Genomic DNA, 26,152 nt, shown 5'->3' on the forward strand with positions numbered 1-26,152 from the left:
GCTCGGTCGGTCGCGCAACCCCGCGGCCTCGTCGCCGGCTTCGGAAGGTGACAGCTCAGGCCGGCCCCGGCCGGAAGGTTTTCAGGAAGGTGGCCAGGGCCCGGCTGTTGGCGGTGGCGTCCCAGTCGGCCGCGGGGGTCGTCCAGCGCAGGGAGAAGCCGCGGTGGTCGCCGAGGAGGAAGCCGCGGCCGAAGGTGCGTACCCGTGTGCCGTCGACGTCGACGACCCACTCCATGTCGGCCGCCTCGTACCCCTGGTACGTCGTCGCCTCGATCGTCCCGATGCGCGAGAACCCGTCGGCCTGGCGCAGGCCCGGCTCCACGTCGTCGCGCCAGACCGCCACCGGGTCCGGGCCGACGCGCTCGCTGTAGGTGACCGCGAGGGTGCGCGGGTCGCCCTCGGCGCCGAACGTGACCCGGTAGGCGAGATCCCCGGCACGCGTGGTGTCCAGCCGGGTCCAGTTCTCGGGGAGGGCGACGGAGAAGCCCTCCTGCGCCCGGAACACCCGGAAGCCGGCCGGCAGCGCCCCGGCGGTGGCCGACGGGGAGGCGGCCGACGGGGAGGCGGCCGTGGGAGTCGGGGCCGGGCTGGGGGAGGCGGCGGGCGGGGAGGACGGGGCCGGCGGGCTGGGGGCCGGCGTCGGCACGTCCGTGACTCTGTCGGCGCCGTCCTCGCCGGGCGGGGCGCTGGGCGCGGCCGGGCGGGCCTGCGCGCCGTCCGACGACGTGTTCTCGGTGCCGGGCAACTGGCCCGTCGCGGCCAGGGCGGCGACCGTCACAGCGACCAGGGCCAGCGCGGTCCCGGCCGCCACCGCCCGCCCGTTCCAGCGCGGACCGGCGACCCGTGCGACGGCGTACACGCGCCGCGGCCGGGGCGCGGGCACCCCGTGCGTGTCCTCGTCCAGGACGCGGGCGAGGCTCTGGCGCACCGTCGGCCGGGTCATCCGTTCCCGCGAGTCCTTGCGCAGCAGGCCCTGGACGGCCGGTCCGAGCGGACCGGCCCGCAGCGGGGTGCGCAGCGGCAGCCGGTCCACGCCCTTCAGCGTGGCCTCCGGCCGGTCCCGGTCCCGGTACGGCGCCCGGCCCTCGACCATCGTGTAGAGGATCGCGCCCACCGCCCACAGATCCGCCGCCGGCCCGATCCGCTCGTCCCGCGCCTGCTCGGGGGAGGCGTACGACGGGGCCGCGAGGCGGGGAGAGAGGGCCACCCCCGCGAGGCCGAAGCCGGTGACGACGACCGGGCCGCCCGCCCGCACGAAGACCTGACCGGGACTCAGCTCGCCGTGGGTGATGCCCTCGCCGTGCGCGGCCTCCAGCACGTCGAGCAGCTCCAGCCCGATCCGCGCGGCGCGGACGTGCGGGAACACGCGCCGCTGCTCGATCAGTTGGCCCAGGGGAAGGCCGTCGATCCACTCGGTCACGGTCCACAGGGACCCCGCCTCCGCGAGGGCGTCGAGGACGGTGGCGACGCGGCCGGGGCATACCCGGGCCATCGTCTCGGACATCCGCACCACGCGCTCGGCGGCCCGGTGGGCGTCCTCCTCGCCGAGGCCCGCGGGCAGCCCGATCCGGGTGATCAGACACGGCCGGGTGCCGACCGACTCGTCGGCGTACTCGCCGTACCAGCCGACGCGGTTCGTCTCGCGGTGGACGACGTCGAGGAGCCGGTACCGACCGGCGACCAACTCGTGCGTGGAGACGTGCGCCTTGACCATGGTCATCCCTCGCTGAACCCCCGACTGCTCACCTTTCCCAGTGGTACGGCGATCGAGAGGGTGTGCGTTCAAGAGGTCGGCAACTCCGCCGGGATTTCTGTCTTTCATTCAAGAAAGGGCGGCGAGAACGCCGGTCATATGTGCGAGGAAAGGAAATTACTTCGGGTCGTCCAGGGGTGTAACCAGGGGTAAACGGTTGCCGGGCGTCCACGGAATCGCCCGCGACGGGCGTCGGTCCATTCCAGGACGACGGCCGCCGCGGGCGATTTCCTCGGCGCCGCGCACACCCGAGCGTCGGCGTAGTCAGAAGCGTCGGCGCAGCCCGAACCGTCAGCGCAGTCCGAAACGCTCGGCCCAGGACGCCATGTCGGCGGCCGACGCGTTGCCCCCGCAGACCACCAGTCCCAGCCGGGCGCCCGGACCCACCCGCTCCACGACCCGGCGGGCGGCCGGCAGCAGACATCCGGCGGCCGGCTCGGTCCACACCTTGGCGTGCTCCGCCAGCTCCAGACAGCCCCGTACGGCCTCGCGGTCCGGCACCACGAGCACCTCGCTCACCAGCGCCGCGACATGCTCGTACGTCAGCGGCGCGACGGCCGGCGCGCTCAGCGTGGTGGAGATCGACGACACCTCCACCGGCACCGGACCGCCGGCCTTCAGTGCCTCCGCCATTGCCTCCGCGCCCTCGGTCTCCACGCCCCAGACCCGCACCTGGGGCCGCAGAGCCCGCAGGGCCGTCGCGACACCGGAGATCAGCCCGCCGCCCCCGACACTGACCAGGACGTCCGTCAACTCGTCGGCGTCCTGCGCGAACTCCAGGCCGACCGTGCCCTGCCCGGCGATCACCACCGGGTCGTCGAACGGGTGGACCAGCGTCAGTCCCTCGTCCCGCAGGTCGTTCACGAGCGAGAACGCGCTGCCCATCCCGTCCGTCAACCGCACCGAGGCGCCAGCCTCCTCGGCGATCTCGACGGCACGGGCGGGCGCCGAACGCGGCATGACGACCGTGGCCTTCACGTCGAGGGCGGCGGCCATGACCGCCACCGCGATCCCGTGGTTGCCGCCGCTCACCGCGACCACCCCGGCCGCGCGCTCCGCCTCACCGAGCGAGAGCAGTTTCGCCGCCGCCCCGCGCGCCTTGAAGGAGCCGGTGCGCTGGAGCAGCTCCAGCTTGACGATGACGGGGACGCCGAGCAGTCCGGAGAGCCCGGGACTCGGCAGGGTCGGGGTGCGGACGACGTGCCCGGCGATCCGCTCCGCCGCGGCTTCGATGTCCGTGATGCCGATCAAGACGACCACCTTTCCCGCGCGCTGTGCCGCGCGCTCTCCGCACCCTGTCGCGCGGCGGTGGCCCAGGTCAACCGGGTCCGGGCGGTGGTCAGAGGTCGCGGCGCACCAGGAAGTCGAGCAGTGACCGCAGGTCACTCGCGGGGCGCGTCCGCAGTGGCACCCCGGCGAGCGCCGACTCCACGGCGGACACCTGCCGGCGCGCCTCGGCGAGCGCCGCCGCCCGGCCCCCGGCCTCCTCCGCCAGTACGGCCGCCTCGGCCGGGTCGCCCCCCGACTCCAGCAGCCGGGCGAGGCGCCGGGCCGCCGGTGCGGGCGACTCCAGGGCCGCCAGCACCGGGAACGTCTTCTTGCCCTCGCGCAGGTCGCCGTGGACGGGTTTGCCGGTCACGGCCGGATCGCCCCAGGTGCCCAGCAGGTCGTCGACCACCTGGAAGGCGATCCCGAGATGCCGCCCGGCCCGGTCCAGCGCGGTGACGGTCGCCTCGGGGGCACCGTCGAGCACGGCGCCCAGCGCGGCCGCGCAGCCCAGCAGCGCGCCGGTCTTGCCCTCGGCCATCGCCCGGTACGCCTCCGGCCGTACCCGCTCGGGCCCCGACCAGGGCCGCGCGGCGAACAGCAGGTCGTCGGCCTGCCCGTGCACCAGCTCGGCGAGCGCCCCGGACAGCAGCCGTACTCCGCCGGCGCCGCCCGGGGCCGCGGCGAGCGTCTCCACGGCCAGCGCGAACAGGGCGTCGCCCGCGAGGACGGCGGGTCCCGTGCCGTAGGCCTTCCAGACGGTGGGGCGGCTCCTTCGCGTGGGGTCGCCGTCCATGATGTCGTCGTGCAACAGGGAGAAGGTGTGCACGAGTTCGACCGAGACGGCCGCGGCGACACCGGCCCGCGCGGGCGCCCCTGCCGCCTCCGCGCCGAGCACGGCGAGGGCCTGCCGCAGCCCCTTCCCGCCGGACGCGGCGGCAGTGGCTCCGCCGACCTCGCACCAGCCGAAGGAGTACGCGGCCATCTCGCCCACCCACGGATGCAGCCGGCCGACCGCCTCCGCCAGCGCGGGCCGCACCAGCGCGCGGCAGCGGTCGAGAACGGCGGGCGCGGCCGGTGGAGCCGGAGGGTCCGCCGAGGCCGCGGCCGGGCCGACCGCTGTGGAGAGCGCCGTGGAGAACGTCGTGGAGAGCGCCGTCACCGTACGGCCTCCACGGTCGCGCCGCCCGGACGGGCGGGTTCCGTCCCGATGCCCAGTTCCTCCTCGGCCCGCGCCACCATCTCCCGCGCGTGCCGCAGCCCGATCCGTTCCAACTCACCCGCCAGAGCGGCCAGTTCCGCGGCCGTCTCGGAGCGGTCGCGGCCCAGGCGGGCCAGCGACTTGGCGAGCCCGAGCCGGGCGAGGGCCTTCCCGCGCGGCTCGCTCATCGCACCGAACTCCGCGAGGGCCTGCTCGTAGAGGTCCCGGGCCTCGGCGTAACGGGCCGCGCGGTAGAGGACGTTGCCGCGCATCTTGTGGTTGTAGGCCAGTGCGCTGGTGAGGTTCATCGCGCGGCAGGTCGTCTCCGCCTCGGACAGCAGGGCGAGCGCGCGCTCGGTGTCGCCGTCCCGCACCGAGACGAGGTCGGCCAGGCCGCGCAGCGCCCAGGCGTGTCCCCGCCGGTCGTCGGCGCGCGCGGAGATCTCGGCCGCCTCCTGGAACAGGGTGTGAGCGGTGTCGAAATCCCCGGAGTTGCGGTGCATCTGCGCGATGCCCTCCAGCGCCCACACCGTGTGCCGTGCCTCGCCGCGCCGGCGGGCCTCGGCCAGCAACTGTTCATGGAGCCGGCCGACGGCCTCGTAGTCCCCCTGGATACGGCCGGTCTCCGCGAGTCCGGCCAGCGAGTACCCGCGGGCGACCACGTCCCCGCCGCGCTCGCCGAGGTCGGCCGCCAGCCCCAGCAGCCGTCGGGCCAGCGGGAGGGCGCCCCGCTGCCGGGCCAGGGTGCCGCCGCTCCACAGGGCCCACGCCATCGTGGCCACGTCGCCCGCGTCCCGGGCCGCGCGGTAGCTCGCCTTCCAGGCCCGGTCCGCCTCCCGCACCTGGCCCAGCCGGCGGTGCGCCTCGGCGACGGCGAGCCCGGAGCGGGCCACCTCGGCGCGCTCCCCGGCCCGCTCGGCCGCCGCCAACTGCTCGGTGCCGGCGGTCAGTACGTCGACCAGGGACGAGTTCACGGACAGGGTGGTGAGGGCGCCCTGGTACTCCGGGGCGAAAGCCTTGCCGTACATCGATTCCTCTCGGCCCCCATGTATACGCTGCATGTATACATGGTGTGTATAGTGCGCCCGAAATTCGCCCCGGCCGCGGGAGCGGCCGGGGCGGGCGTCACCGGGTGGTGTGTGTTGTCGCCGGTCAAGACGTGCGCACGGCCGGCCAGGTTGCCTGTGAGGCGCAGATCACTCGACGGGGCCGGGGGGACCGGCCGGCCCCGTCGGGCGTCAGGCGCCGAAGAGTTGGGTCCAGTACGTGCCGGACGGGCCGCCGCCCGCGAAGCCGACGCCGATGTGGGTGAAGGCGGGCTTGAGGATGTTGGCGCGGTGGCCGGGGCTGTGCATCCAGCCCTCCACCACCTCGGCGGGGGAGCGCTGGCCGCAGGCGATGTTCTCGCCGATCGTCCGCCGGGCCGACCCCGCGGCGGCGGCGCGGTCCCACGGCCGGCCGCCCTCGGGCGAGGTGTGCGAGTAGAAGGAACGGGCGGCCATGTCCGCGCTGTGCGCGCGGGCGGCGGTGGCCAGCAGCGGATCGACGGCGAAGGGCCGCAGTCCAGCCCGCTCTCGCTCCCGGTTGGTGCGGTCGACGACCTCCGCCTCGGTCCCGGCCAGCCCGGCCGGTGTCAGCGGGCTCGCCCACAGCGCCGTCCAGAAGACGTCGCCGGTGCGGCCGTCCTTCGCGTGGGCCAGGCCCGCGTGGGTGAACGCCGGGCCGTGCAGGGTGTGCCGGGCCCGGTCGGTGCGCAGGCAGTAGCCGATGAACTCGGCCGGGGTGCGGGGCCCGGAGACCAGGTGTTCGCCCACGGCGAGGTAGCGGAAGCCGGCGGCCGTGACGCGCTGGTGGACGGAGACGCCGTCGGCACCCACGGCGTCCAGCCGGCCGGTCGCGGCCATCACCGCGGCGTGTGCACGGGCCGCCGAGACCAGCCGGGCGTCGAGCGAGACGGGCCGTGAACCGGCCGCGGCACGGGCGGAGTTGACCGGCCCGAGAAACCCGTCCGGATGGGGGCCGGGAGCGGGTGCCGGCGCCGGTGCGGAAGCGGCGCGGGGCGGGGGAGCGGTCCCGTCGTCGGCGACCTCCACCCCGAAGTCCCGGGCCAGCCCGGCCAGTCCGTCCGCGTACCCCTGGCCCAGCGCCCGCAGCTTCCACACGCCGCCGCGCCGGTAGACCTCCGCGAGCAGCAGGACCGTCTCCTGCCGGGCGGGCGGGGGTGTGAACCGGGCGAGCGGACGGCCCTGCCGGTCCGTGACCTGAAGGGTGGGCGCGGGCGGCCGGGCCGGCGGTTCGCCCGGCTCGGCCGCGCTGACGACCACCGTGACCCGGGTCGCCCCGGCCCGCAGCCGGGCCGGCTCCAGAGTGAGCGTGTCGCCCCGCAGCCCGGCCCCCGGCGCCGTCGGCTGGTTGTAGAACACGAAGTCGCCGTCCCCGCCCACCTTGCCGCTGTCGTCCGTGACCAGCGCGCACACGTCGAAGGGACCGGACACCCGGACAGCGAGGGCACCTTCCGGCAGGGCCACATTGGCCCCGGCAACCAACTCGCTCATCCTGCCGCCCCGACGTCCGGTCCGACCCGCTCGGGGCCCTGGTGGGAGAACGGGCGGCGGCGCGAAGAGGTTCCCCGGGGGATCCCCCGCCCGACCTCAGCCCGACGCCCCCGCCTCCGGTTCCAGCAGCCCCTCCCGATGGGCGATCGCCACCGCCTCCGTACGGCTGGACGCGCCCAGTTTCGCCAGGATGTTGGAGACGTGGACGCTGGCCGTCTTGCCGCTGATGAAGAGTTCCTCGCCGATCTGACGGTTGCTGCGGCCCAGGCCGAGCAGCCGCAGGACGTCCTGTTCGCGGGTCGTGAGGGCGGCCGGTCCCTCCCGGCCGGGCGCCGCGGGCCCGAGCCGGCCGCGCCGGATCAGGGCGTCCACCCGCTCCAGCAGCGGCGCCGCCCGCAGCCGTACGGCCGTCTCCCGGGCGGCGCGGGCCTCGCCGGCCGCCTCCTCGCGCCGGCCGGCGGCCAACAGGGCCTCCGCCAGCCGCAGCCGGCACCGCGCGCGCTCGTACACGTCGCCGAACTCGAACGCCGCCGCCGCCTTCTCCCAGGCCGCCGCGTCAGGTTCGCCGGCCGCACGCGCGTGCTCGGCCTCGGCGCGGGCCAGCCAGGCCTGCCCCTCCGGACCCTGCGGCACCCCGGCCTCGCCGCGCACCGCCGACGTCCGTGCCAGGTCCACGAGTTCGTCCGCGACCGCCGACCAGCGGGCCGCCGCAGCCTCGTCGCCGCCGGCGCGGGCCGAGGCGGCCGTGTCGGCGACCGGCGTCAGAGTGAGCGCGGCGAGCCGGACGGTGACGTCCGGGCGGCCGCCCGTGTCGCCGGTCAGTGCCTCCAGGGAGGCGCGCATCTGCGCCACCGCCGCCTCGGCGTCACCCCGCAGGGCCGCCGCGTCGGTCAGGACGACGGCCGCGACCAGCGCCGCCATCCAGTCGGCGGCGCCCCCCGTCAGGGCACGTGCCCGCTCGACGGCCCCCGCCTCACCGCGGGCCAGCGCGACGTACAGCGCGGGCCCGGCCGCGTACCCGCCCGCCGAGGGCAGGACGGCCAGGTCGGCCGCCGCCGTCCGCACGCACTCGTCCCAGCGGCCCAGGGTGTGGAGCAGCAGCAGTTGCAGGTAGCGCATCTCCAGCGGATACGGCGAGGAGAGCAGGCCCGCCCGGCGGGCCCGGTCCAGGCCGTCGGCCAGCCAGGGCAGGCACTCCTCGAACTCCCCGGCCTCGTAGCAGCCGATGGCCAGGTTGAACAGGGCACGCATCTCCACCGGGGCACTGCCCGCCCGCCGGGCCAGCTCGCGGGCCTCCCGCAGGCGCTCGCGGCCCTCGGGAGAGCGCCGACCGCCGCCCTCCAGGATGGCGAGCGAGATCAGCAGGTCGGCCTGCGCGTCGGTCACCTTCAGCTGGTCCGCGACACCCAGCGCCCGGCGGGCGACCCGCAGCGCGGTCCCGGTGTCCCCGACCTGCCGGGCGGCCAGGACATGCGTGGCCGCGGCCCACACCCACGTCGGGGACGGCGGCTCGGCGGGGATCATCGCCAGGGCCTCACTGCTGTAGCGGAACGCCGCCGTGAGGCTGTCGACGCCGAGGAGGGTGCCGGCCAGCGTGTACCGCACGCGCGCGGCGAGTTCGGAGTCGGCGTCCTGGCCCACCCCGGCGAGCGCGGCGCGCGTCAGCGAGACCGCGCGGTGCCCCTGCCCGGCGTGCGCGGCGGCCGCCGAGGCGCGCAGCATGAGCGTGACCCGGTCCATGCCCTCGCCCGACGGGCGGGCGGAGGCGTCCACCGTGGGCCACAGGTCGAGCGCGGTCTCCAGATGTCGCAGCTCCTCGGCGGGCGCCCCGACCCGCTGGGCGTGGTCGGCGGCCTCCAGGGAGGCGGCGAGCGCCTCCCGCAGGTCATGGCTCTCGCGGTAGTGGTGGGCCCGCTCGGCGGCGGTCTCGGCGCGATGCCCCCGGCCGCCGAGCAGCCGGGCGAACGCGCCGTGCAGCCGGGCCCGTTCCCCCGGGAGGAGATCGGCGTACACCGCCTCGCGCGCGAGCGCGTGCCGGAAGGCGTACGTGTCGCCCGCTCCCGCGACGAGGAGCTGCCGGCCTATGGCCTCGCGCAGCGCCGACTCCAGCTCGTCCTCGGGCAGTGCGACCGCGTCCCGCAGCAGGTCGTGCTCCACCCGCCGCCCGGCCACCGCCGCGGTCCGCAGCACCAGTTGGGCGGTCTCGGAGAGCTGCTCCACGCGGATCATCAGCAGGTCGGCCAGACCGCTCGGCACCCCGCCCGCCTCCGTGTCCGTCGCGGCGAGCAGTTCCTCCGCGTAGAAGGCGTTGCCCTCGGCGCGCTCCACGATGCGGCGCACCGTGGCGTCCGGCAGCGGCCGGTCCTCCAGGGCGCGCACCAGCCGGGTCACCTCGGCGTCCGCCAGGGGCCGCAGCTCCAGCCGCTCCACGCCCGGCAGCCGCACCAGTTCGGCCAGCAGCGGCCGCAGCGGATGCCGGCGGTGCAGATCGTCCGCGCGGTAGGAGGCCAGCAGCGCGAGCCGGTGGGCGGGCGCGCCGCCCGCGGGCCGCTGGAGGACACCGCGGCTCAGCAGGAACCGCAGCAGGTCCCGGGAGGACTCGTCCGCCCAGTGCAAATCTTCCAGCACGATCAGGAGCGGGTTGACCTCCGCGAGATCGGCGAGCAGGCCCGCCATCCCCTCGAACAGCCGCAGCCGTCCCCCCAGGTCCCGTACGGCGTCGTCCGGCCCGCCGCCGAGCAGCCGGTCGACGACGGGATGCGCGGCGAGGACGGCCGCGAAGCGCTCGTCCCCGGCCAGCACGCCCAGGATCTCCGTGAACGGCAGATACGGCAGGCCCACGTCACCGAGGTCGACGCAGTGCCCGGTCAGCACGGTCGTGCCGGTGCGCGCGGCCCGCGCCGCGATCTCGTCCAGCATCCGCGTCTTGCCGACGCCGGCGTCCCCGGCGACCAGCACCGCCCGCGCCTCCCCCGCGCGGGCGCGCTCCAGCACGCCGGAGAGCCGGGCGATTTCCTCGTCCCGGCCGATGAACGCGGTGGCGAACGCTGTGGGTGGCACGGCTCCATCCTGGCACGCGGCACCGACAACACCGCACGCGAGCAGGGCAGACCCCGGAACGGGCCTCAGCGGCTCACCGGTTCAGCGACCGGGCCCAGTCGTCCGGCACCCGGCCGGCCGGGCCGGGCGTGGGCTGGTCCAGGGGGTGGCCGGACGGCGGCGCCAGCTCCGGGCCGGACTCGTACAGCTCGTCGCTGTCGAAGTCCCAGAACCAGTCCTCGCCGGGCTCGAAGCTCTGCACCAGGGGATGCCCGGTGGTCTTCCAGTGCGCGGTGGCGTGCTGGGCGGGGGAGGAGTCGCAGCAGCCGATGTGGCCGCACTGCGCGCAGCGCCGCAGATGGAACCACCAGCCGCCCGTCGCGTCGCACTCGACGCAGCCGGTGCCGCTGGGCGGGACGCTCGGGTCGATGGCGTCGGTGTCGGTCATACGGGCTCCTCGGCGGGCTCGGGGGAGGTGTCGGTGGGGTTCTCGGGGCCGGCGTCGGCCTCGGGCGCGGTCAGCGGCAGCAGCACCTGGAAGCGGGTGTCACCCGGCGCGGACTCGACCTGGAGGCTGCCGTGGTGCTTGTTCACGACGATCCGCCAGGAGATGTCCAGGCCGAGACCGGTGCCCTCGCCGACCGGCTTGGTGGTGAAGAAGGGATCGAAGATCCGGCTTCGGATGTCCGCCGGGATACCGGGCCCGGTGTCGCCGAACTCCACCAGCAGCCGGTCGCCCTCCCGTGCGGTCCGCACGGTCAGCGTGCCTTCCCCGCCGTCGCTGTTGATGGCGAACACCGCGTTGTCGACGAGGTTGGTCCACACCTGGTTCAGCTCCGCGGGGTACGCGGGGACGTCCGGCAGGGTGCGGTCGTAGTCCTTGACGACCGTGATGCGCGGCCCGATCTTCCCGGACAGCATCAGCAGGGTGCTGTCGAGCAGTTCGTGGACGTCGACGACCCGGTAGGGGGCGCGGTCGAGCTGGGAGTACTGCTTGGCCGCGTCGACGAGATGGGAGATCCGGTTGGTGGAGTCGTCGATCTCGTCCATCAACAGCTCGGTCTCGACCGTGTAGTTGAGCCAGCCGATCGCGTTGGGCAGGATGTCGGCCTGTACGGCCGCCGCGACCTGCTCCAGCCAGTCCACGTCGAGTCCGGCCTGCACGAAGACGGGGGCGATGCGCCAGCCCTCGGGGATGCCGTGGTCGTCGAGCCAGTCGGTCAGCTCGTCCTCGCGGTCGGAGGCCTCCAGTGGGCTCAACACCGGTGCCTTGGCGACCCGTTCGGCCGTGCGCTCCTGGATCTCGATCAGTCCGGCGAGCACCTCGCGGGAGTAGGCGCCCTGCGAGATGACGGCGAGCTTGTGCCGCATCTTCGCCACCCGTTCCCGCAGCGTCGCCGTGGCCCGTACGGCCGCGGCGGCGGGGTTGTTGAGCTCGTGGGTGAGCCCGGCCGACAAGGAGCCGAGCGCCAGCAGCCGTTCACGCTGCCCGATGGCCCGCTGGGTGTTCTTCGAGCCGAAGAACAGCCCCTCCAGCAGATGCGCCGCCATCGGGAACCACTCGCGCATGATGCCCGAGAACGACTCCGCGGGCAGCACGAAGAAGCGGGTCGGCTCGGTCACCCGCATCGAGTTGTTGTAGACCTGCGGCACCCGGTCCCCGAGGTACGCCTGCATCGCGCCCGCGTAGACCCCGCGCTGCGAGGTGCGGCTGACCTCGACGTCGTCGCCGCCGACCCGGCGGTACAGCACCACCGTGCCCTCGATCATCACGTAGAAGCAGGTCGCCGGGTCGCCCTCGGTGTAGACCGGGCCGGGCTCGAACCGCTCCACCCTGCCCTCGGCGCACAGCCGTCCGAGCTGCTCGGGGGAGAGCTTCTCGAACAGGAACAGCGTGCTGATCTCGGCCGGCTCGCAGGGCATCGGCCGCCCGCTCACGACTGCTCCAGATAACGGTGGACGAGCATGACGGCCATGGCTCCCTCTCCGACGGCGGACGCGACGCGCTTGGCGGACTCGGCGCGCGCGTCGCCCGCCACGAACACGCCGGGGATGTTGGTCTCCAGGTGGTACGGCGGCCGGTCCAGCTCCCATTCCGCCGGCGGCCGCCCGTCCGGGGTGAGGTCGGGCCCGGCCAGGATGAACCCGCGCCCGTCGCGCAGCACCGTGCCGTCCAGCCAGTCGGTCAGCGGGGCCGCGCCGATGAACACGAACATCCACTGCGCGTCGACGAGTTCGCTCGCCCCGCTGTCCACGTCCCGCAGGGTGAGCTGCTCCAGGTGCTCCTCCCCGTGCGCGGCCTCCACGACGGTACGGGTCCGCACGGAGATGTTCGGCGCCTCCTCGATCTGCTGGATGAGGTAGTGCGACATCGACGCCGTCAGGGACTCCCCGCGCACCAGCAGCGTCACCGACTTGGCGCCCCGCGCCAGGTACATCGCCGCCTGCCCCGCGGAGTTGGCGCCGCCCACGATGTACACGTCCTGCCCCTGGCAGGAGGCCGCCTCGGTGAGCGCCGAGCCGTAGTACACCCCGCAGCCGGTCAGCTCGTCGCAGCCCGGCGCGAGGAGCTGGCGGTACGACACACCGGTCGCCAGGATCACGCTGTGCGCGGCCACCGCCGACCCGTCGGAGAACCGTACGACGCGGGCGGGGCCGTTGACCTCCAGTCCCGTCACCTCACGCGCGGTGAGGATCTCGGCGCCGAACCTGGCGGCCTGCCGGCGGGCCCGGTCGGTGAGCTGTCCGCCGGACACGCCGTCGGGGAAGCCGAGGTAGTTCTCGATGCGGGAGCTCTGCCCGGCCTGCCCGCCGGTCGCCGACCGCTCCACCAGCACCGTCCGCAGCCCCTCGGAGGCGCCGTAGACGGCCGCGCCGAGCCCGGCCGGGCCGCCGCCGATCACCACGAGGTCGTAGAACTCGGCCTCCGGGGTCGTCGCCAGCCCCACGTGGGAGGCGAGTTCGGGCGCGTCCGGCTCGATCAGCGGCGTGCCGTCGGGGGTGATCACCAGCGGCAGCCGCTGCCCGTCCGCGCCGGCCGCGGCGAGCAGCCGCCGCCCCTCGGGCTCGTCGGAGGAGTACCAGCGGTAGGGCACCTGGTTGCGGGCCAGGAACTCCCGGACGTCGGAGGAGCGCGCCGACCAGCGGTGCCCGACGACCTTGGTGGCCGGCACGGGCCGGTGGTCGCTGGTGCGCCATGCCGCGAGCAGGTCGTCCAGGACCGGGTAGAGCTTCTCCTCCGGCGGGTCCCACGGCTTGAGCAGATAGTGGTCGAGGTCGACCACGTTGATCGCGTCGATCGCCGCGTTGGTGTCGGCGTACGCGGTCAGCAGCACGCGGCGGGCGCCCGGATACACGTCCAGGGCCTGCTCGAGGAACTCGATGCCGTTCATCTGCGGCATGCGGTAGTCGGCCAGGATGACCGCCACCAGGTCGCCCCGCAGCTTCAGCTCGCGCAGAGCGTCCAGCGCGGACTCGCCGGACTCGGCGCGCACGATCCGGTACGCGGCGCCGTAGCGGCGCCGGAGATCGCGGGCGACGGCGCGGGAGACCCCCGGGTCGTCGTCCACGGTCAGAATGACGGTCCGCGCGGTCTCGGCGGCCTGTGCCATACGTCTCCCACCCCGGGGGTTCTGGACTCGCGGCACGGCGGGCCCCGCGCCGGTTTCCGCCCATCGTATGTTCGATCGCCCCGGTGCGCTCCGGGACCGGGCGGACCGTGCGCTCCCGGTGCAGGTCCGTGCACCGGCGGGGCATCGGGGGCATCGGCGGTCGACGCGGGACGGCCTCAGGTCCTGCGGTCGCTCAGCACGCAGAACTCGTTGCCCTCGGGGTCCGCCAGTGTCACCCAGCTCACCTCGCCCTGCCCGACGTCGGCGTGGCGCGCTCCCAGGGCCAGCAGACGCTCGACCTCCGCGCGCTGGTCCTCGGGCCGGAAGTCGAGGTGGAGCCGGTTCTTGATCGTCTTGGCCTCGGGCACGGGCACGAACAGCAGGCCCGGCAACCGGTCCGGGGCCGGTCTGATCTCGAACTCGTCGGCCGCGTCGTTCACCACGACCCAGCCGAGGGCCTCGGCCCACCAGCGTCCCAGTGCGACCGGATCGGCCGAGTCGACGATCAGCTGTTCCCACTCCAAGGTCATGACGGCAACTGTAGTGGTGAACACTGGACCCGACGAAGCGAGATACGACGCGGGGAGGCGACGGGATGACGGGCCCGATCACGGCAGGGGTCGACGGGACGGAAGAGAGCCTCGCGGCACTGGCTTGGGCGGCCAGGGAGGCCGTACGGCGGGATCTGGCGCTGCGGGTGGTGCACGCCTGGCGGTTCCAGCCGGACGCGGCGGCCGAGGTGGCGGACCGGGACGCCCAGGAGGAGTGGGTGCGGGCCGTCGTCCGGGAGGCCGTCACCGACGTCTCCGGACGCCACCCCGGACTGCGGGTGACCAGCGACGTCCTGGAGGGCGACCCGGCCGAGACGCTGGTCGCCGCCGGGGCGGAGGCGGAGGTGCTGGTGCTCGGCTCGCGCGGGCACGGCGCGGTCGTCGGGTTCCTGCTCGGCTCGGTGGGCCAGCAGGTGATCGCCGAGGCCCGGCGCCCGGTCGTGCTGGTGCGGGCCGGGGACAGGGCGAGCGCCGAGGTGGCCGGGCACGAGATCGTCGTCGGCCAGCACGGCTCGCCCGAGGACAGCGGGCCCGCGCTGCGTTTCGCGTTCGAGACGGCCGCCGCCCGCGGCGCCTCGGTGCGCGCCGTGCGGGCCTGGACCCTGCCCCCGGTGTTCTCCTACAGCCCCGCCTCGCTCAAGCTGCTCGACGACGCCGGCGGCCTGGAGCCGTACGAGAAGAAGGCGCTGGCCGACGCCCTCGCCCCGTGGCGGGAACGCTTCCCGGACGTGCCGGTGGTGGAGCACGTGGAGATCGGCAGCGCGGGGCAGGTGCTGCTGTCGGTGTCCGGGCGGGCCCAGCTGGTGGTGGTCGGCCGGCGGGCGCGCCGTACCGGGGTCGGTGCCCGGATCGGCTCGGTGGCGCACGGCGTGCTGCACCACGCGAACTGCCCGGTCGCCGTGGTCCCGCACGTCTGACTCACGCCAGGCGTCCGGCTCACTCCGGCGTCGTCGGCTCCAGGGTCTCCCGCGCGCGGGGCAGGATCCTGGCGATGTAGTCCTGGACGGCCGTGTCGAGCCCGATGTCGTGCTGTGCGCGCTCCGACAGGTACCAGCGGTGTTCGAGGAGTTCGTGGTAGATCTCCGCCGGATCCATGGAGCCGCGCAGTTCCGGCGGCACGGCCCGTACGGTCGGCCGGAACACGTCCCGCACCCAGCGGTGCGCCAGCACCTCGGGGCGGGCGGCGAGGGGGTCGCCCGGGGCGTAGTCGTCCTGGGTGGCCATCCAGCTCTCCAGGTCGTTGAGCAGCCGTCTGGCCTGGTTCTCCTCGGTGTCCAGGCCGGTCAGCCGCAGCAACTGCCGCTGGTGGTGGCCCGCGTCGACGACCTTCGGCACGAAGGTGACCGTGTCGCCGTTGGACGAGTGCTCGATCTGCATCTCGGCCACGTCGAAACCCAGCTCGTTGAGCCGGCGGATCCGGCGCTCGATGTAGTGGTACTTGCCCGCCGGGTAGACCGAGGTACGGGTCAGCTCCTCCCACAGGCCCCCGTAGCGGGCGCAGATCTCCATGCCGAACTCGACCGGGTCCACCGACGGGTGCAGGGCGCCCGAGGCCTCCAGGTCGAGCAGCTCGCCGCTGATGTTGACGCGGGCCAGGTCGAGGTCGTAGTCGCGCTGCCCGGTGCTCAGCTGCGGGTGCAGGTCACCGGTCTCGGCGTCGACGAGATAGGCGGCGTAGGCGCCGGCGTCGCGCCGGAACAGGGTGTTCGACAGGGAGCAGTCGCCCCACGCGAAGCCGGACAGGTGCAGCCGCACCAGCAGCACCGCCAGGGCGTCCATCAGCCGGTGCATGGTCGCCGGACGCATGGTGGTCTCGAACATCGACCGGTACGGCATCGACCCGCCCAGGTGCCGGGTGACCAGCACCGACTCCAGCGGGTCGCCCCCGGTGTCGGCGCGCCCGGTGACCACGGCCAGCGGGTCGACGGCGGGGATGCCCAGCCGGTCCAGGTCGCGCAGCAGCTCGTACTCGCGCAGCGCCGGGCGCTCGGCCAGTTCCTTGACGGCGATCACCTCGTCGCCGGCGCGGGCGTAGCGCACCACGTGCCGGGATATGCCGCGCGGCAGCGGTACGAGAACGTCCTCGGGCCACTCCTCCAGCGGAAGCTGCCAGGGCAGTTCCAGCAGGAGGGCCGGGTGCTCCGGGTTGGTGGCACTGATCTGCAAAGCCATGGCCCGACCTTAGACGGCGCGTTCCCGCGCCCGCTGTGCGGCCTCCCGCACCGGCCCCCGGTGGACGGGGCCGTGGCCGGGCAGCAGGGTGTCGGCGGCGAGGGACCCGATCACGTCCAGCGAGGCCAGCGCGCGGGCCCGGTCGTGGTGGAACATGCCGGGCAGCAGCTGCGGGCCCCGGACCCGCGAGGTCGCGTGCCCGCTGACCAGCGCGTCACCGGAGACGAGAATTCCGGCGTCGGGGAGGTGAAAGACGGTGTGGCCGTCCGTGTGCCCGGGGGTGTGCACGGGTACGGGCCGGCCGGGCAGGTCCAGCGCCCCGGTGGCGGCCGGGAACGGCTCCGGCACGGTGACCGGGTGCTGTTCGGTGCCGCCGGCGCGCAGTACGTGGACCGCCCAGGGCAGCACTCCGGGCCGCCAGGCGTTGCGCAGCACCGTGCCGACGCCGACCTGGTGGAGGAAGTCCCGGCGGGCGTGGGGGACTTCGGCCGGGTGCAGACGGACGGGGGTGCCGTACTCGGTGCGCAGGTGCTCGGCGGACCCGAGGTGGTCGTTGTGCGCGTGGGTGATGAGGACGGCGGTGACCGCCTTCGGTGAACTGCCCACCGCGGCGAGGGAGTCCAGGAGCTGTGGCCGGTCCGCGGGGTAGCCGGTGTCGATCAGGGTGACGGCGTCGCCCTCGGTGAGGATCACCCAGTTGGTGTGGCCGCCGTGCACCAGATAGGTGCCGTCCGCGACCTGCCGTACGTCTGCCCGCATGATCGTCCCGTGGGGTGAGGTCCGTGCCCGACGGGGACAGCAAAGCAGATCGACGGGGGGTGCGCCGGGCCCGCGTGGTCCTACTGCACGCCGTGCGGCCGGAACTGGACGCTGATCCGCGGCCCCGCGGCCCGCGTCGACTTGGGGACGCAGTGCTCCCAGGTCCGCTGGCAGGAGCCGCCCATCACGATCAGGTCGCCGTGGCCCAGCGGGCGCCGCACGGTGTCGCCGCCGCGCACCGGACGCAGCAGCAGGTCGCGCGGCGCGCCCACGGAGAGGATGGCGACCATCGTGTCCTCACGGGCGCCCCGGCCGATCCGGTCACCGTGCCAGGCCACGCTGTCGCGGCCGTCGCGGTAGTAGCACAGGCCCGCGGTGACGAAGGGCTCGCCCAGCTCGCCGGTGTAGTGCGCGCAGAGGGCCGCGCGGGCCTCGTCCAGTACGGGGTGCGGCAGCTCCCGGTCCTCCCCGTAGAACGCGAGGAGCCGGGGTACGTCGACCATCTGGTCGTACATCTGCCGGCGCTCGGCGCGCCACGGGACCTCGGCCGCGAGCTGTTCGAACAGCTGGTCCGCCCCGGTGAGCCAGCCCGGGAGCACGTCGATCCAGGCGCCCGAGCCGAGCGCGGTACGGCGGATCCCGGTGAGGGGTCCGAGGCGCAGCTCGTCGGTCTGGTCGAAGAGGGAGCCCTGGAGGTGCCTGGTCATGGGACCAGCCTACTCCTTAATCGAATATTTGTTCCATGTGCTTGGTGGCCGGGTGCACGGGGTCGCGAGTCGGCGTCCGGACCCTTTCGATACACCAGTGCATCGGATACATTCCCGTATCGAACGGAGGTCCGGCATGGCGGCGGAGCAGACGGCGAGGCGTGTCACCCGGCGCCGGGTGCGCACCCGGGCCAACCTCCTCGACGCCGCCTTCCAGGTGTTCGCCGCCAAGGGCTTCGGACGGGTCTCCATCGAGGAGGTCTGCGAGGCCGCCGGATACAGCCGGGGCGCCTTCTACTCCAACTTCGCCAGCCTGGACGAGCTGTTCTTCGCGCTCTACCGGCAGCGCGCCGACCTCATCGCCCGGCAGGTCGCCGACGCGCTCGCCGGGGACGGCCCCGGCCTCGACGTGCCCGCCTCCGTGGACCGCGTCACCGAGGTGCTGCTCCTCGACCACGACTGGCTGCTGGTGAAGACGGACTTCCTCGTGCACGCCGCCCGTGACCCGGCCGTCGCCCGGTCCCTGCTCGAACACCGGGCAAAACTGCGCGGCGCCGTCGCCGACCGGCTCGGCCGCGACCGTGCCCACACCGCACTGCCCGCCGTCCTCGGCGACGCCGACGCAGCCGCCCACGCGGTGGTCGCCGCGTACGACGGGGTGACCACCCAACTCCTCCTCGACAAGGACGTGGACGGCGCCCGCGCCTGGCTCAAGCAGCTCCTCACCGCGCTGCTCACCGAGGGCGGCACCCACAGCCACTCCGAAAGCCAACCCGAGAACCACCCCGAATGAGAAAGGCAACGGTCGCCATGGACGCGGACGTCATCGTCGTCGGAGCGGGCCTCGCCGGCCTGGTCGCGGCGCACGAACTCACCAGCAGGGGCAGGCGGGTCGCCCTGGTCGACCAGGAGAACGCCGCCAACCTCGGCGGCCAGGCGTTCTGGTCCTTCGGCGGGCTGTTCCTCGTCGACTCGCCCGAGCAGCGGCGCCTCGGCATCAAGGACTCCCTCGACCTCGCCTGGAGCGACTGGCAGGGCAGCGCCCAGTTCGACCGCACCGACGACGAGGACTCCTGGGCGGTGCGCTGGGCGCGTGCCTACGTCGAGTTCGCGGCCGGAGAGAAGCGGACCTGGCTCGCCGGGCACGGCATCTCCTTCGTGCCGACCGTCGGCTGGGCCGAACGCGGCGATCTGCGCGCCGACGGGCACGGCAACTCGGTACCCCGCTTCCACGTCGCCTGGGGGACCGGCACGGGCGTCGTCGAACCCTTCGTCAGATACGCCGAGCAGGCCTCCCGGGACGGGCTGCTCACCTTCCACCACCGTCACCGCGTCGACGAGCTGGTCCTCGAGGGCGGCGCCGCACGGGGCGTACGCGGCACGGTCCTCGCGCCCGACGACGCGCCGCGCGGTGTCTCCTCCAGCCGGGAGCCCGTCGGCGACTTCGAACTGACCGCCCAGGCCGTCGTCGTCACCAGCGGCGGCATCGGCGCCAACCACGACATGGTCCGCCGCTACTGGCCCGAACGCCTCGGCACCCCGCCCGCCGAGATGGTCACCGGCGTCCCCGCCTACGTCGACGGCCGCATGCTCGACATCAGCGCCGAGGCCGGGGTCCGGCTCGTCAACCGCGACCGCATGTGGCACTACACGGAGGGCGTCCAGAACTGGGACGCCATCTGGCCCGGCCACGGCATCCGCATCCTGCCCGGCCCGTCCTCGATGTGGTTCGACGCCCTCGGCCGCCGGCTGCCCGACCCCTGCCTGCCGGGCTACGACACCCTCAGCACCCTCCGGCATCTGCGCACCACCGAGGACATCGCCGGCCACGACCACTCCTGGTTCGTCCTCACGCGCAAGATCGTCGAGAAGGAGTTCGCGCTGTCGGGCTCCGAGCAGAACCCCGACATCACCGCCAAGGACCGCAAGGCCGTGCTGCGCGACCGGATCCTCGGCAAGGGCGCGCCCGGCCCCGTGCAGGCGTTCCTCGACCGCGGCGCTGACTTCGTCGTCGCCGACACCCTGGACCGTCTGGTCGAGAAGATGAACGGTCTGACCGACAAGGCCCTCCTCGACGCCGACGTCCTCCGCCGGCAGATCCGCGCCCGCGACCTCCAGATGGCCAACGCCTACAGCAAGGACGCCCAGGTGCAGGGCATCCGCAACGCCCGCCGCTACATCGGGGACCGCCTCGGCCGCGTCGCGTCCCCGCACCGCATCCTCGACCCCGACGCCGGACCGCTCATCGCCGTCAAGCTGCACGTCCTCACCCGCAAGACCCTCGGCGGCATCCAGACCGACCTGGACTCGCGCGCCCTCGGCGCCGACGGCAGCCCGGTCGAGGGCCTCTACGCGGCGGGCGAGGTCGCCGGGTTCGGCGGCGGCGGCGTCCACGGCTACAACGCCCTGGAGGGCACCTTCCTCGGCGGCTGCCTCTTCTCGGGGCGCGCGGCGGGACGGGCGGCGGCACGCCAGACGGGGTGAGGCCCACGGGTCCGGGGCGGGCCGGCCCCCGACCGGGGCGGTCGACCGTCGGCAGAGGCGGCGGGCTGACCCCCGGGGACCGGACCGGCCGTCGGGTCGGCCGGGACCGGGCCGGCCGTCCGCCGAGCAGGCTGCGCGCCCTCAGCCGGCGGGCGACCCTGCCCTCAGCCGAGGAGGCGGGCCAGCACGGCCGCGTGACTGTGCTCGGGCTCTTTCACCGCCGTGAGCAGGGTCACCGGTCCCGCGCCCGTCAACTCACGTACGCGTGCGAGGAGTTCGGCCGCCTCCGACTCGGCCAGCTCCGCCTCGTAACGCCGCGCGAACTCCTCGTACGAGCCCTCGCCCGCGTGGTACCAGCGGCGCAGTTCGTTCGACGGGGTCAGTCCCTTGGGCCACTCGTCGACCCGTGCCGCGTCCTTCGCCAGACCGCGCGGCCACAGCCGGTCGACCAGGACCCGGACGCCGTCCCCGGGCTCGGGCGGGTCGTACACACGGCGTACGCGGACACTCATGGGCGGCCTCTCCACGCGGTGGGCGGTGGTGCCGAGGGTAAGCACGGACCGCCCGCCCGCGCCGCACGGCTTGACCTGAACGAGGGCGAATCCGCGGGGCCGGCTGCCTAGTCTGGTCAGGTTTGATCACAGCCACCCCCCCCAGGAGCGCCCGTGACCCACCTCCGCAGACGCCCCGCCCTCCTCGCGGCCGTACCCCTCGCCGTGACGGCCCTGCTCACGGGTGCCGACCCCGCGCTCGCGGCCGGTCCGGTGGGCACGCCCGGCGTCGGCGACCCCTACTTCCCGCTCGCCGGGAACGGCGGCTACCACGTCGACCACTACGGCCTGACCCTCCGTTACGACCCGGCCACCCGGCACCTCGACGGCAGAGCCGTCCTCACCGCGCGCGCCACGCAGTCCCTGGCCCGCTTCGACCTCGACCTGAACGGCCTGAAGGTCACCGCCCTCACCGTCGACCACGTCAAGGCCGGACACCGCCGCGACGGCCAGGAACTCGTCGTCACCCCGCGCCGCGCCCTGCGCAAGGGCGAGCGGTTCCTGGTGAGCGTCACCTATTCCGGCACCCCCGGCCCGGTCACCGACCCCGACGGCTCCCCCGACGGCTGGATCCCCACCGACGACGGCGCGTTCGTCGCCGGGGAGCCGCAGGGCGCCATGACCTGGTTCCCGGCGAACAACCACCCCACGGACAAGTCCTCGTACGACTTCACGATCACCGTCCCCGAGGGCCGCACGGCCGTCGCCAACGGCGTCCTCCTCGGCAGCCGGACCGCCCACGGGAGGACCACCTACCGCTGGCGGCAGGCCGAACCCATGGCCGCCTACCTCGCCACGGCCACCGTCGGCACCTTCCAGGTCCGGCAGTACACCACCCGCGACGGCATCAAGGTGTACGACGCCGTCGATCCCCGCGAAGCGGCCGCGGCCAAGCCCGTGCTGGCGAAGCTCCCTGCCGTACTGGAGTGGGGGAGCGGCCTGTTCGGCCCGTACCCGTACCGCGCGGCCGGCTCCGTCGTCGACCACGCCCCGGACGTCGGCTACGCCCTGGAGACCCAGACCCGGCCCGTGTACGACAGGGCGCCGGACCTGGGCACCCTCGTCCACGAGAGCGCCCACCAGTGGTTCGGCGACTCCGTCTCCCTCACCTCCTGGAAGGACATCTGGCTCAACGAGGGCTTCGCCACCTACGCCGAGTGGCTCTACGCCGAACAGCACGGCGGCGACAGCGCCCAGGCCGCCTTCGACGCGCTCTACGCCCGCCCGGCGGCCGACGGCCTGTGGGCGTTCCCGCCCGGTGACCCCGGCAGCGGAGCGAACATCTTCGGCACGCCCGTCTACGCCCGCGGCGCCATGGCCCTGCACGCCCTGCGCACCACGGTCGGCGACCGCGCGTTCTTCCGTGTCCTGCGCGCCTGGGCGTCCGGACACCGCGGCGGCAACGGCACCACGGCCCAGTTCGAGCGGCTGGCGGAGAAGGTGTCCGGCAAGGACCTCGGAAGCCTGTTCAAGACCTGGCTGTACGCTCGGGGAAAGCCCAACCAGCCCTGAGAACCTGACCAGTTCCTCACACCTCTCGGCCAGGGTCGAGTCATGATCACGCATCGCGCCCGCGTCGCGCTGTTCGCCGCGTCCCTCCTGCTCACCGGGTGCGGCGGCGGCGCGGCGGCCTCGCCCGACCACAAGGACCCCGACCCCGCGACCGCTCCCGCGGTGCCGAGCACGCCCGCGCCCGAGGCCGCTGCGCAGGCCGTCCCGCAGCACCTGCCGGGCCTCGGCCCGAAGACCCGCTCCGCCGTGCCGGCCGCCGCGCGCCAGGTGGTCGTGGTGACCGGGCGCGGCCCGGACTCCCCGCTCTCCGAAGTCGTCCTGTACCGCCGCACCGGCACCGGCTGGCAGCCCGGCCCGGCCTGGCCCGCCCACAACGCCCTGCGCGGCTGGACCGACCACCACCTCTCCGGCGACCTGCGCTCACCCATCGGCGTGTACGGCCTCACCGACGCCGGCGGACGACTGCCCGACCCCGGCACGCGGCTGCCGTACGACCGGTCGACCGGCGGATTCCGCTCACCCGGCACAGGCTTCGAGGGCGAATCCCTGGCCGGGTCCTTCGATTACGTGATCGCCATCGACTACAACCGCAAGCCCGGTACCTCGCCCCTGGACTGGACCCGCCCCCTGGGGGCCGAGCGTGGCGGAGGCATCTGGATCCACGTCGACCACGGCGGCCCCACCCACGGCTGCGTCAGCATCGCCGAACGGCACATGAAGGAACTGCTCCGCGCCCTCGACCCCGCCCTCCACCCGGTCGTCGTCATGGGCGACCATGCCTCCCTGGCACGCTGACCCGGACCGGCCGCCGAACGCCCACCGACCGCCCACCGACACCGACCGCCCACCGACACCTATCGCCCACAGGAACAAGGGGAAACCGCCGCGTGTGCGCACATGTGCTGGTCGCCGAGGACGATGCGATGCAGGCCGAACTCATCCGCCGCTCCCTGCTCGCCGAGGGGCACACCGCCACCGTCGTGCACGACGGCTCGGCCGCGCTCGACGCGGTGCGCCGGGACCGGCCGGACCTCGTCGTGCTGGACCTCATGCTGCCGGTCATCGACGGCTTCGGGGTGTGCCGGGTGCTCCGCCGGGACGACGACATCCCCGTCCTGATGCTGACCGCCCGCGCCGCCGAGGACGACGTGCTGCTCGGCCTGGAACTGGGCGCCGACGACTACATGACCAAGCCGTACAGCCCGCGTGAGCTGATGGCCCGCATCCGCACCGTCCTGCGGCGCAGCGGCTCCGCCGCCGGCCGGCGGGAGGACCCCGTCGTACGGGCCGCCGGGATCGCCGTCGACCCCGCGCGGCACGAGGTGCGGTGCGACGGGGCGCCGGTGGACTGCACGCCCGCCGAGTTCCAGATCCTCCTCGCCCTCGTCGGCGAGCCCGAACGGGTCTTCTCCCGACGGCAGTTGCTGCAATACACCCGTGGCTACGACCGCGCCTCCACCGAACGGGCCGTCGACGTCCACATCATGAACCTGCGCCGCAAGATCGAGGCGGACCCGCGCAGACCCGCCCGGCTGCTGACCGTCTTCGGCGTCGGCTACAAACTCAGCGGTACCCGCCCGTGAAACGCCCCCGCCCCCGCCCCCGCATACCGCTGCGCAAACGCCTCCTCGTCCGGCTCCTCATCGCGTCCGTCCTGATCGCCGTCTGTTCGGTGGCCGCGACGGCCTGGCTGGCGGTGACCACCACCACCCGCGCCCTGCGGGAGGAACAGGGCCAGGCCCTCGCCGACGACATGGACATCCTCGCCCGGCTCAGCGGCTACGCCGCCACCCACCCCGACTGGAGCGGCGTACCGGCCACCGTCCGCGCCCTGTCCGCGCAGACCGGCCGGCGTATCGCCCTGACCGGCGCCGACCGCACCCTCCTCGCCGACTCCGCACCTCGCGGCACCTCCCTGCCGCCGCGCGCGGCCGCCACCGTCGACCCCCTGCGCACCGACACCTCCAGCGAACCCGGCGCCCAGCTCAGCGGCACGGACCCGCGCGTCGTCGGCCCCTACCGGCTCACGGCGGGTGAACGCGCCCGGCTCGACACGCTGGCGCGCGAACGGCAGAGCTGCTTCCTGCGCCACGGCATCGACACCACCGTCTCCCGCACGCCCAGCGGCCGCCCGGTCCTCCACCCCGCGGACGACACCGTCGAGGACGGCTATGTCCCCGAGCCGTGCGCCGACGGGCGGCTCAACGCCGCGATGCCCACGGAGGAGAAGGCGCTGGCCGCCCTCCAGAAGCTCGCCCGCGGCTGCCTGACCGGGGCGGGGCTGGACCCCGACACGCCCCTTGCCCTGGGCGGCATCGTCGGCCTCGGCGGCGCGGACCTGCGCTCCCCGACGCCCTCTCCCGGCTTCCTCCTCAAGGGGGACGGCGCGACGACGCGCGCCGCGCAGCGCTGCCTGGACGACGCCCGCCTCGCCCAGCTCGACCCGTACGTCGCCCCCGTCGCGGAACTCTTCCTCGGCGGCGGGAACAACGGCGCAGCGCCCCGCTGGGACATGTCCTCCGCCAACAAGGCGAAGGTCGTCGGCGCGGCCGGACTCGTGCTCGCCGTCACCGTCGCCGTGACCGCAGTCGTCGCCACCCGCCTGGTACGGCCCCTGCGCGCGCTCACCGAGGCCGCCCAGCAGCCACCCGAGCTGCACGCGCGCGTGCCCGTCACCACCCGTGACGAAACGGGCATCCTCGCGGAGGCCTTCAACGACCTGGCCGAGCGCCGCGAACGCCTCGAAGCCCAGCGCAAGGCCCTGGTCAGCGATGTCGCCCACGAGCTGCGAAGCCCGCTCACCAACATCCGGGGCTGGCTGGAGGTCACCCGCGACGGCCTCGTCGAACCGGACCCCGCACTCCTGGCCGCCCTGCACGAGGAGGCCCTCGTCCTGCAACGGGTCATCGACGACCTGCGTGACCTCGCCGACGCCGACGCCGGCACCCTGCGCCTGCACCGCGAGCCCGTTCCCGCCGACGACCTCCTCGCCCAGGTCGCCGCCGCCCACCGCGTCGCCGCCGACACCGCGGGCGTCGCCCTGCGCACCGACACCCACGGCAGCCCCTGGCTGGACGCCGACCCGGTGCGGCTGCGGCAGGCGCTCGGCAACCTCGTCACCAACGCCGTACGCCACACCCCGTCCGGCGGCACGGTCACGCTGACCGCGCGCGCGGTCGGCGAGCGGGTGGTGCTGGAGGTCGCCGACACCGGCACCGGCATCGAGGCCGAGGATCTGCCGCAGGTCTTCGAGAGGTTCTGGCGCGCCGAGAAGTCGCGCAGCCGCCGCACCGGCGGCAGCGGCCTCGGCCTGTCGATCGTCCGCCATCTGACGGCCGCGCACGGTGGCACGGCGGAGGCGGCGAGCACTCCGGGCTCGGGGAGCGTGTTCACCCTGAGGCTGCCCGCCGCGCGGACACCGCGGGACGGCTGAGCCAGGAGGGGCGCTCGGAAGGGCTGATTCCCGCCGGGCGGTGCGGGTACCCCGTTGTCCTGACGGCGCGGGCTGTCCTGACTGCGGAGAGGGAGGTCATGCCATGAGTTCGTCCGACGACCTGCCGGTCGCGCGCTCCCTGGCCGAACTGGCCGAGTTGGTCATGCGGCAGCGGGGTCTGTTCGTCCGCTGGTCACGCGGGCCCGAGACCGACCTCGGGGAGGCGTCCAGCACCGACGAGCTCACCGGCGTCCCGATGAACGGCCTGTCCGCGAACCCCCTGGATGTCGAGGACTGGTGGGAGGACCGCTCCCGCACCCTCTGGGTGGCCCGGCGCCTGTACGACTACGCGCACCTGCCGCACGAGAAGGGCCCCGGCGTGCGCCCCTGGGTCCTCGCGGGACGGGAGGCGGGCCGGGGCCCCGACAACGAGCCGCTCGTGACCGACGTACGGCCGCTGTGCTGGATCGACGGCTCGGTGATCGAGGCGGCGCGTGAGGAGGTGGCCCGGCAGGAGGCGGAGTGGGGCCCGCTGCGGCGGACGGGCCGGTGAGAACC

The 26,152-nt window shown here is 74.4% G+C and carries 22 protein-coding genes; 8 read left to right on the top strand and 14 right to left on the bottom strand.

All coding sequences use genetic code 11. The features are described from left to right. Positions 1-55 precede the first annotated feature (55 nt). The 10 genes from ACFWJX_RS26995 to ACFWJX_RS27040 form a co-directional block, all read right to left on the bottom strand. Positions 56-1,720, bottom strand: coding sequence for a protein kinase (locus ACFWJX_RS26995; protein ID WP_383248147.1), 1,665 nt, complete (start codon positions 1,718-1,720; stop codon positions 56-58). A gap of 324 nt (positions 1,721-2,044) precedes the next feature. Continuing rightward, a complete protein-coding gene (locus tag ACFWJX_RS27000; RefSeq protein ID WP_383248149.1) occupies positions 2,045-3,004 on the bottom strand; it encodes a threonine/serine dehydratase in 960 nt (319 codons plus the stop codon). An 88-nt stretch (positions 3,005-3,092) separates the two neighbouring features. Further along, positions 3,093-4,181, bottom strand: a complete 1,089-nt coding sequence (locus tag ACFWJX_RS27005) for a polyprenyl synthetase family protein (RefSeq protein ID WP_383248151.1) — start codon at positions 4,179-4,181, stop codon at positions 3,093-3,095. Continuing rightward, positions 4,178-5,248, bottom strand: a complete 1,071-nt coding sequence (locus ACFWJX_RS27010) for a tetratricopeptide repeat protein (RefSeq protein ID WP_383248224.1) — start codon at positions 5,246-5,248, stop codon at positions 4,178-4,180. The genes ACFWJX_RS27005 and ACFWJX_RS27010 overlap by 4 nt, the downstream gene beginning before the upstream one ends. 210 nt (positions 5,249-5,458) lie before the next feature. Then, positions 5,459-6,775 carry a CAP domain-containing protein gene (locus tag ACFWJX_RS27015; protein ID WP_383248153.1) on the bottom strand — a complete coding sequence of 439 codons (1,317 nt, stop codon included), beginning with the start codon at positions 6,773-6,775 and terminating at the stop codon, positions 5,459-5,461. A 96-nt stretch (positions 6,776-6,871) separates the two neighbouring features. After that, entirely contained in the window at positions 6,872-9,880 is a 3,009-nt protein-coding gene (locus ACFWJX_RS27020; RefSeq protein WP_383248226.1) for a BREX system ATP-binding domain-containing protein, read from the bottom strand. Between the two features lie 28 nt (positions 9,881-9,908). Further along, entirely contained in the window at positions 9,909-10,262 is a 354-nt protein-coding gene (locus tag ACFWJX_RS27025) for a UBP-type zinc finger domain-containing protein (RefSeq protein WP_383248155.1), read from the bottom strand. Beyond that, positions 10,259-11,737 carry an ATP-binding protein gene (locus ACFWJX_RS27030; RefSeq protein ID WP_383248228.1) on the bottom strand — a complete coding sequence of 493 codons (1,479 nt, stop codon included), beginning with the start codon at positions 11,735-11,737 and terminating at the stop codon, positions 10,259-10,261. Before ACFWJX_RS27030 ends, ACFWJX_RS27025 begins: the two co-directional genes overlap by 4 nt. A gap of 11 nt (positions 11,738-11,748) precedes the next feature. Beyond that, positions 11,749-13,425, bottom strand: coding sequence for an FAD-dependent oxidoreductase (locus ACFWJX_RS27035; RefSeq protein WP_383248157.1), 1,677 nt, complete (start codon positions 13,423-13,425; stop codon positions 11,749-11,751). Positions 13,426-13,601: 176 nt separating this feature from the next. Further along, the gene (locus tag ACFWJX_RS27040; RefSeq protein WP_383248159.1) at positions 13,602-13,955 is read right to left on the bottom strand and encodes a VOC family protein; all 354 of its coding nucleotides are present in this window, start codon (positions 13,953-13,955) and stop codon (positions 13,602-13,604) included. 65 nt (positions 13,956-14,020) lie between these two features. Here ACFWJX_RS27040 and ACFWJX_RS27045 point away from each other — a divergent pair, with 65 nt between their 5' ends. Then, the gene (locus tag ACFWJX_RS27045; protein WP_383248161.1) at positions 14,021-14,893 is read left to right on the top strand and encodes a universal stress protein; all 873 of its coding nucleotides are present in this window, start codon (positions 14,021-14,023) and stop codon (positions 14,891-14,893) included. A gap of 19 nt (positions 14,894-14,912) precedes the next feature. Here ACFWJX_RS27045 and ACFWJX_RS27050 read toward each other — a convergent pair whose 3' ends face one another. From ACFWJX_RS27050 to ACFWJX_RS27060, 3 genes are all read right to left on the bottom strand, one after another. After that, the gene (locus ACFWJX_RS27050; protein ID WP_383248162.1) at positions 14,913-16,148 is read right to left on the bottom strand and encodes a DUF4032 domain-containing protein; all 1,236 of its coding nucleotides are present in this window, start codon (positions 16,146-16,148) and stop codon (positions 14,913-14,915) included. A gap of 9 nt (positions 16,149-16,157) precedes the next feature. Further along, positions 16,158-16,907, bottom strand: a complete 750-nt coding sequence (locus ACFWJX_RS27055; protein ID WP_383248163.1) for an MBL fold metallo-hydrolase — start codon at positions 16,905-16,907, stop codon at positions 16,158-16,160. Positions 16,908-16,987: 80 nt separating this feature from the next. Next, positions 16,988-17,614, bottom strand: coding sequence for an alpha-ketoglutarate-dependent dioxygenase AlkB (locus tag ACFWJX_RS27060; RefSeq protein ID WP_383248165.1), 627 nt, complete (start codon positions 17,612-17,614; stop codon positions 16,988-16,990). A gap of 136 nt (positions 17,615-17,750) precedes the next feature. Here ACFWJX_RS27060 and ACFWJX_RS27065 point away from each other — a divergent pair, with 136 nt between their 5' ends. Both ACFWJX_RS27065 and ACFWJX_RS27070 read left to right on the top strand, forming a co-directional pair. Beyond that, the gene (locus ACFWJX_RS27065) at positions 17,751-18,407 is read left to right on the top strand and encodes a TetR/AcrR family transcriptional regulator (protein WP_383248167.1); all 657 of its coding nucleotides are present in this window, start codon (positions 17,751-17,753) and stop codon (positions 18,405-18,407) included. Between the two features lie 17 nt (positions 18,408-18,424). Further along, positions 18,425-20,098: an FAD-binding dehydrogenase gene (locus tag ACFWJX_RS27070; protein WP_383248229.1), complete on the top strand. Its 1,674-nt coding sequence runs from the start codon at positions 18,425-18,427 to the stop codon at positions 20,096-20,098. A gap of 164 nt (positions 20,099-20,262) precedes the next feature. Here ACFWJX_RS27070 and ACFWJX_RS27075 read toward each other — a convergent pair whose 3' ends face one another. Beyond that, the gene (locus tag ACFWJX_RS27075; protein ID WP_383248169.1) at positions 20,263-20,610 is read right to left on the bottom strand and encodes a DUF488 domain-containing protein; all 348 of its coding nucleotides are present in this window, start codon (positions 20,608-20,610) and stop codon (positions 20,263-20,265) included. Positions 20,611-20,763: 153 nt separating this feature from the next. On the opposite strand from ACFWJX_RS27075, the gene ACFWJX_RS27080 reads away from it, so the two are divergent. From ACFWJX_RS27080 to ACFWJX_RS27100, 5 genes are all read left to right on the top strand, one after another. Further along, positions 20,764-22,161 carry a M1 family metallopeptidase gene (locus ACFWJX_RS27080; RefSeq protein WP_383248171.1) on the top strand — a complete coding sequence of 466 codons (1,398 nt, stop codon included), beginning with the start codon at positions 20,764-20,766 and terminating at the stop codon, positions 22,159-22,161. A gap of 42 nt (positions 22,162-22,203) precedes the next feature. Beyond that, complete coding sequence (locus tag ACFWJX_RS27085) at positions 22,204-22,956, top strand: L,D-transpeptidase family protein (protein ID WP_383248173.1); 753 nt, start codon at positions 22,204-22,206, stop codon at positions 22,954-22,956. 92 nt (positions 22,957-23,048) lie between these two features. Then, positions 23,049-23,744, top strand: coding sequence for a response regulator (locus tag ACFWJX_RS27090; RefSeq protein WP_383248175.1), 696 nt, complete (start codon positions 23,049-23,051; stop codon positions 23,742-23,744). Continuing rightward, positions 23,741-25,594 carry a sensor histidine kinase gene (locus ACFWJX_RS27095; RefSeq protein WP_383248177.1) on the top strand — a complete coding sequence of 618 codons (1,854 nt, stop codon included), beginning with the start codon at positions 23,741-23,743 and terminating at the stop codon, positions 25,592-25,594. The genes ACFWJX_RS27090 and ACFWJX_RS27095 overlap by 4 nt, the downstream gene beginning before the upstream one ends. A 103-nt stretch (positions 25,595-25,697) precedes the next feature. Next, entirely contained in the window at positions 25,698-26,147 is a 450-nt protein-coding gene (locus ACFWJX_RS27100) for a DUF6098 family protein (protein ID WP_383248179.1), read from the top strand. The last annotated feature ends 5 nt before the right edge of the window (positions 26,148-26,152 follow it).

The sequence above is a fragment of the Streptomyces sp. NPDC058335 genome (genome assembly GCF_042723915.1).
Classification (GTDB): domain Bacteria; phylum Actinomycetota; class Actinomycetes; order Streptomycetales; family Streptomycetaceae; genus Streptomyces.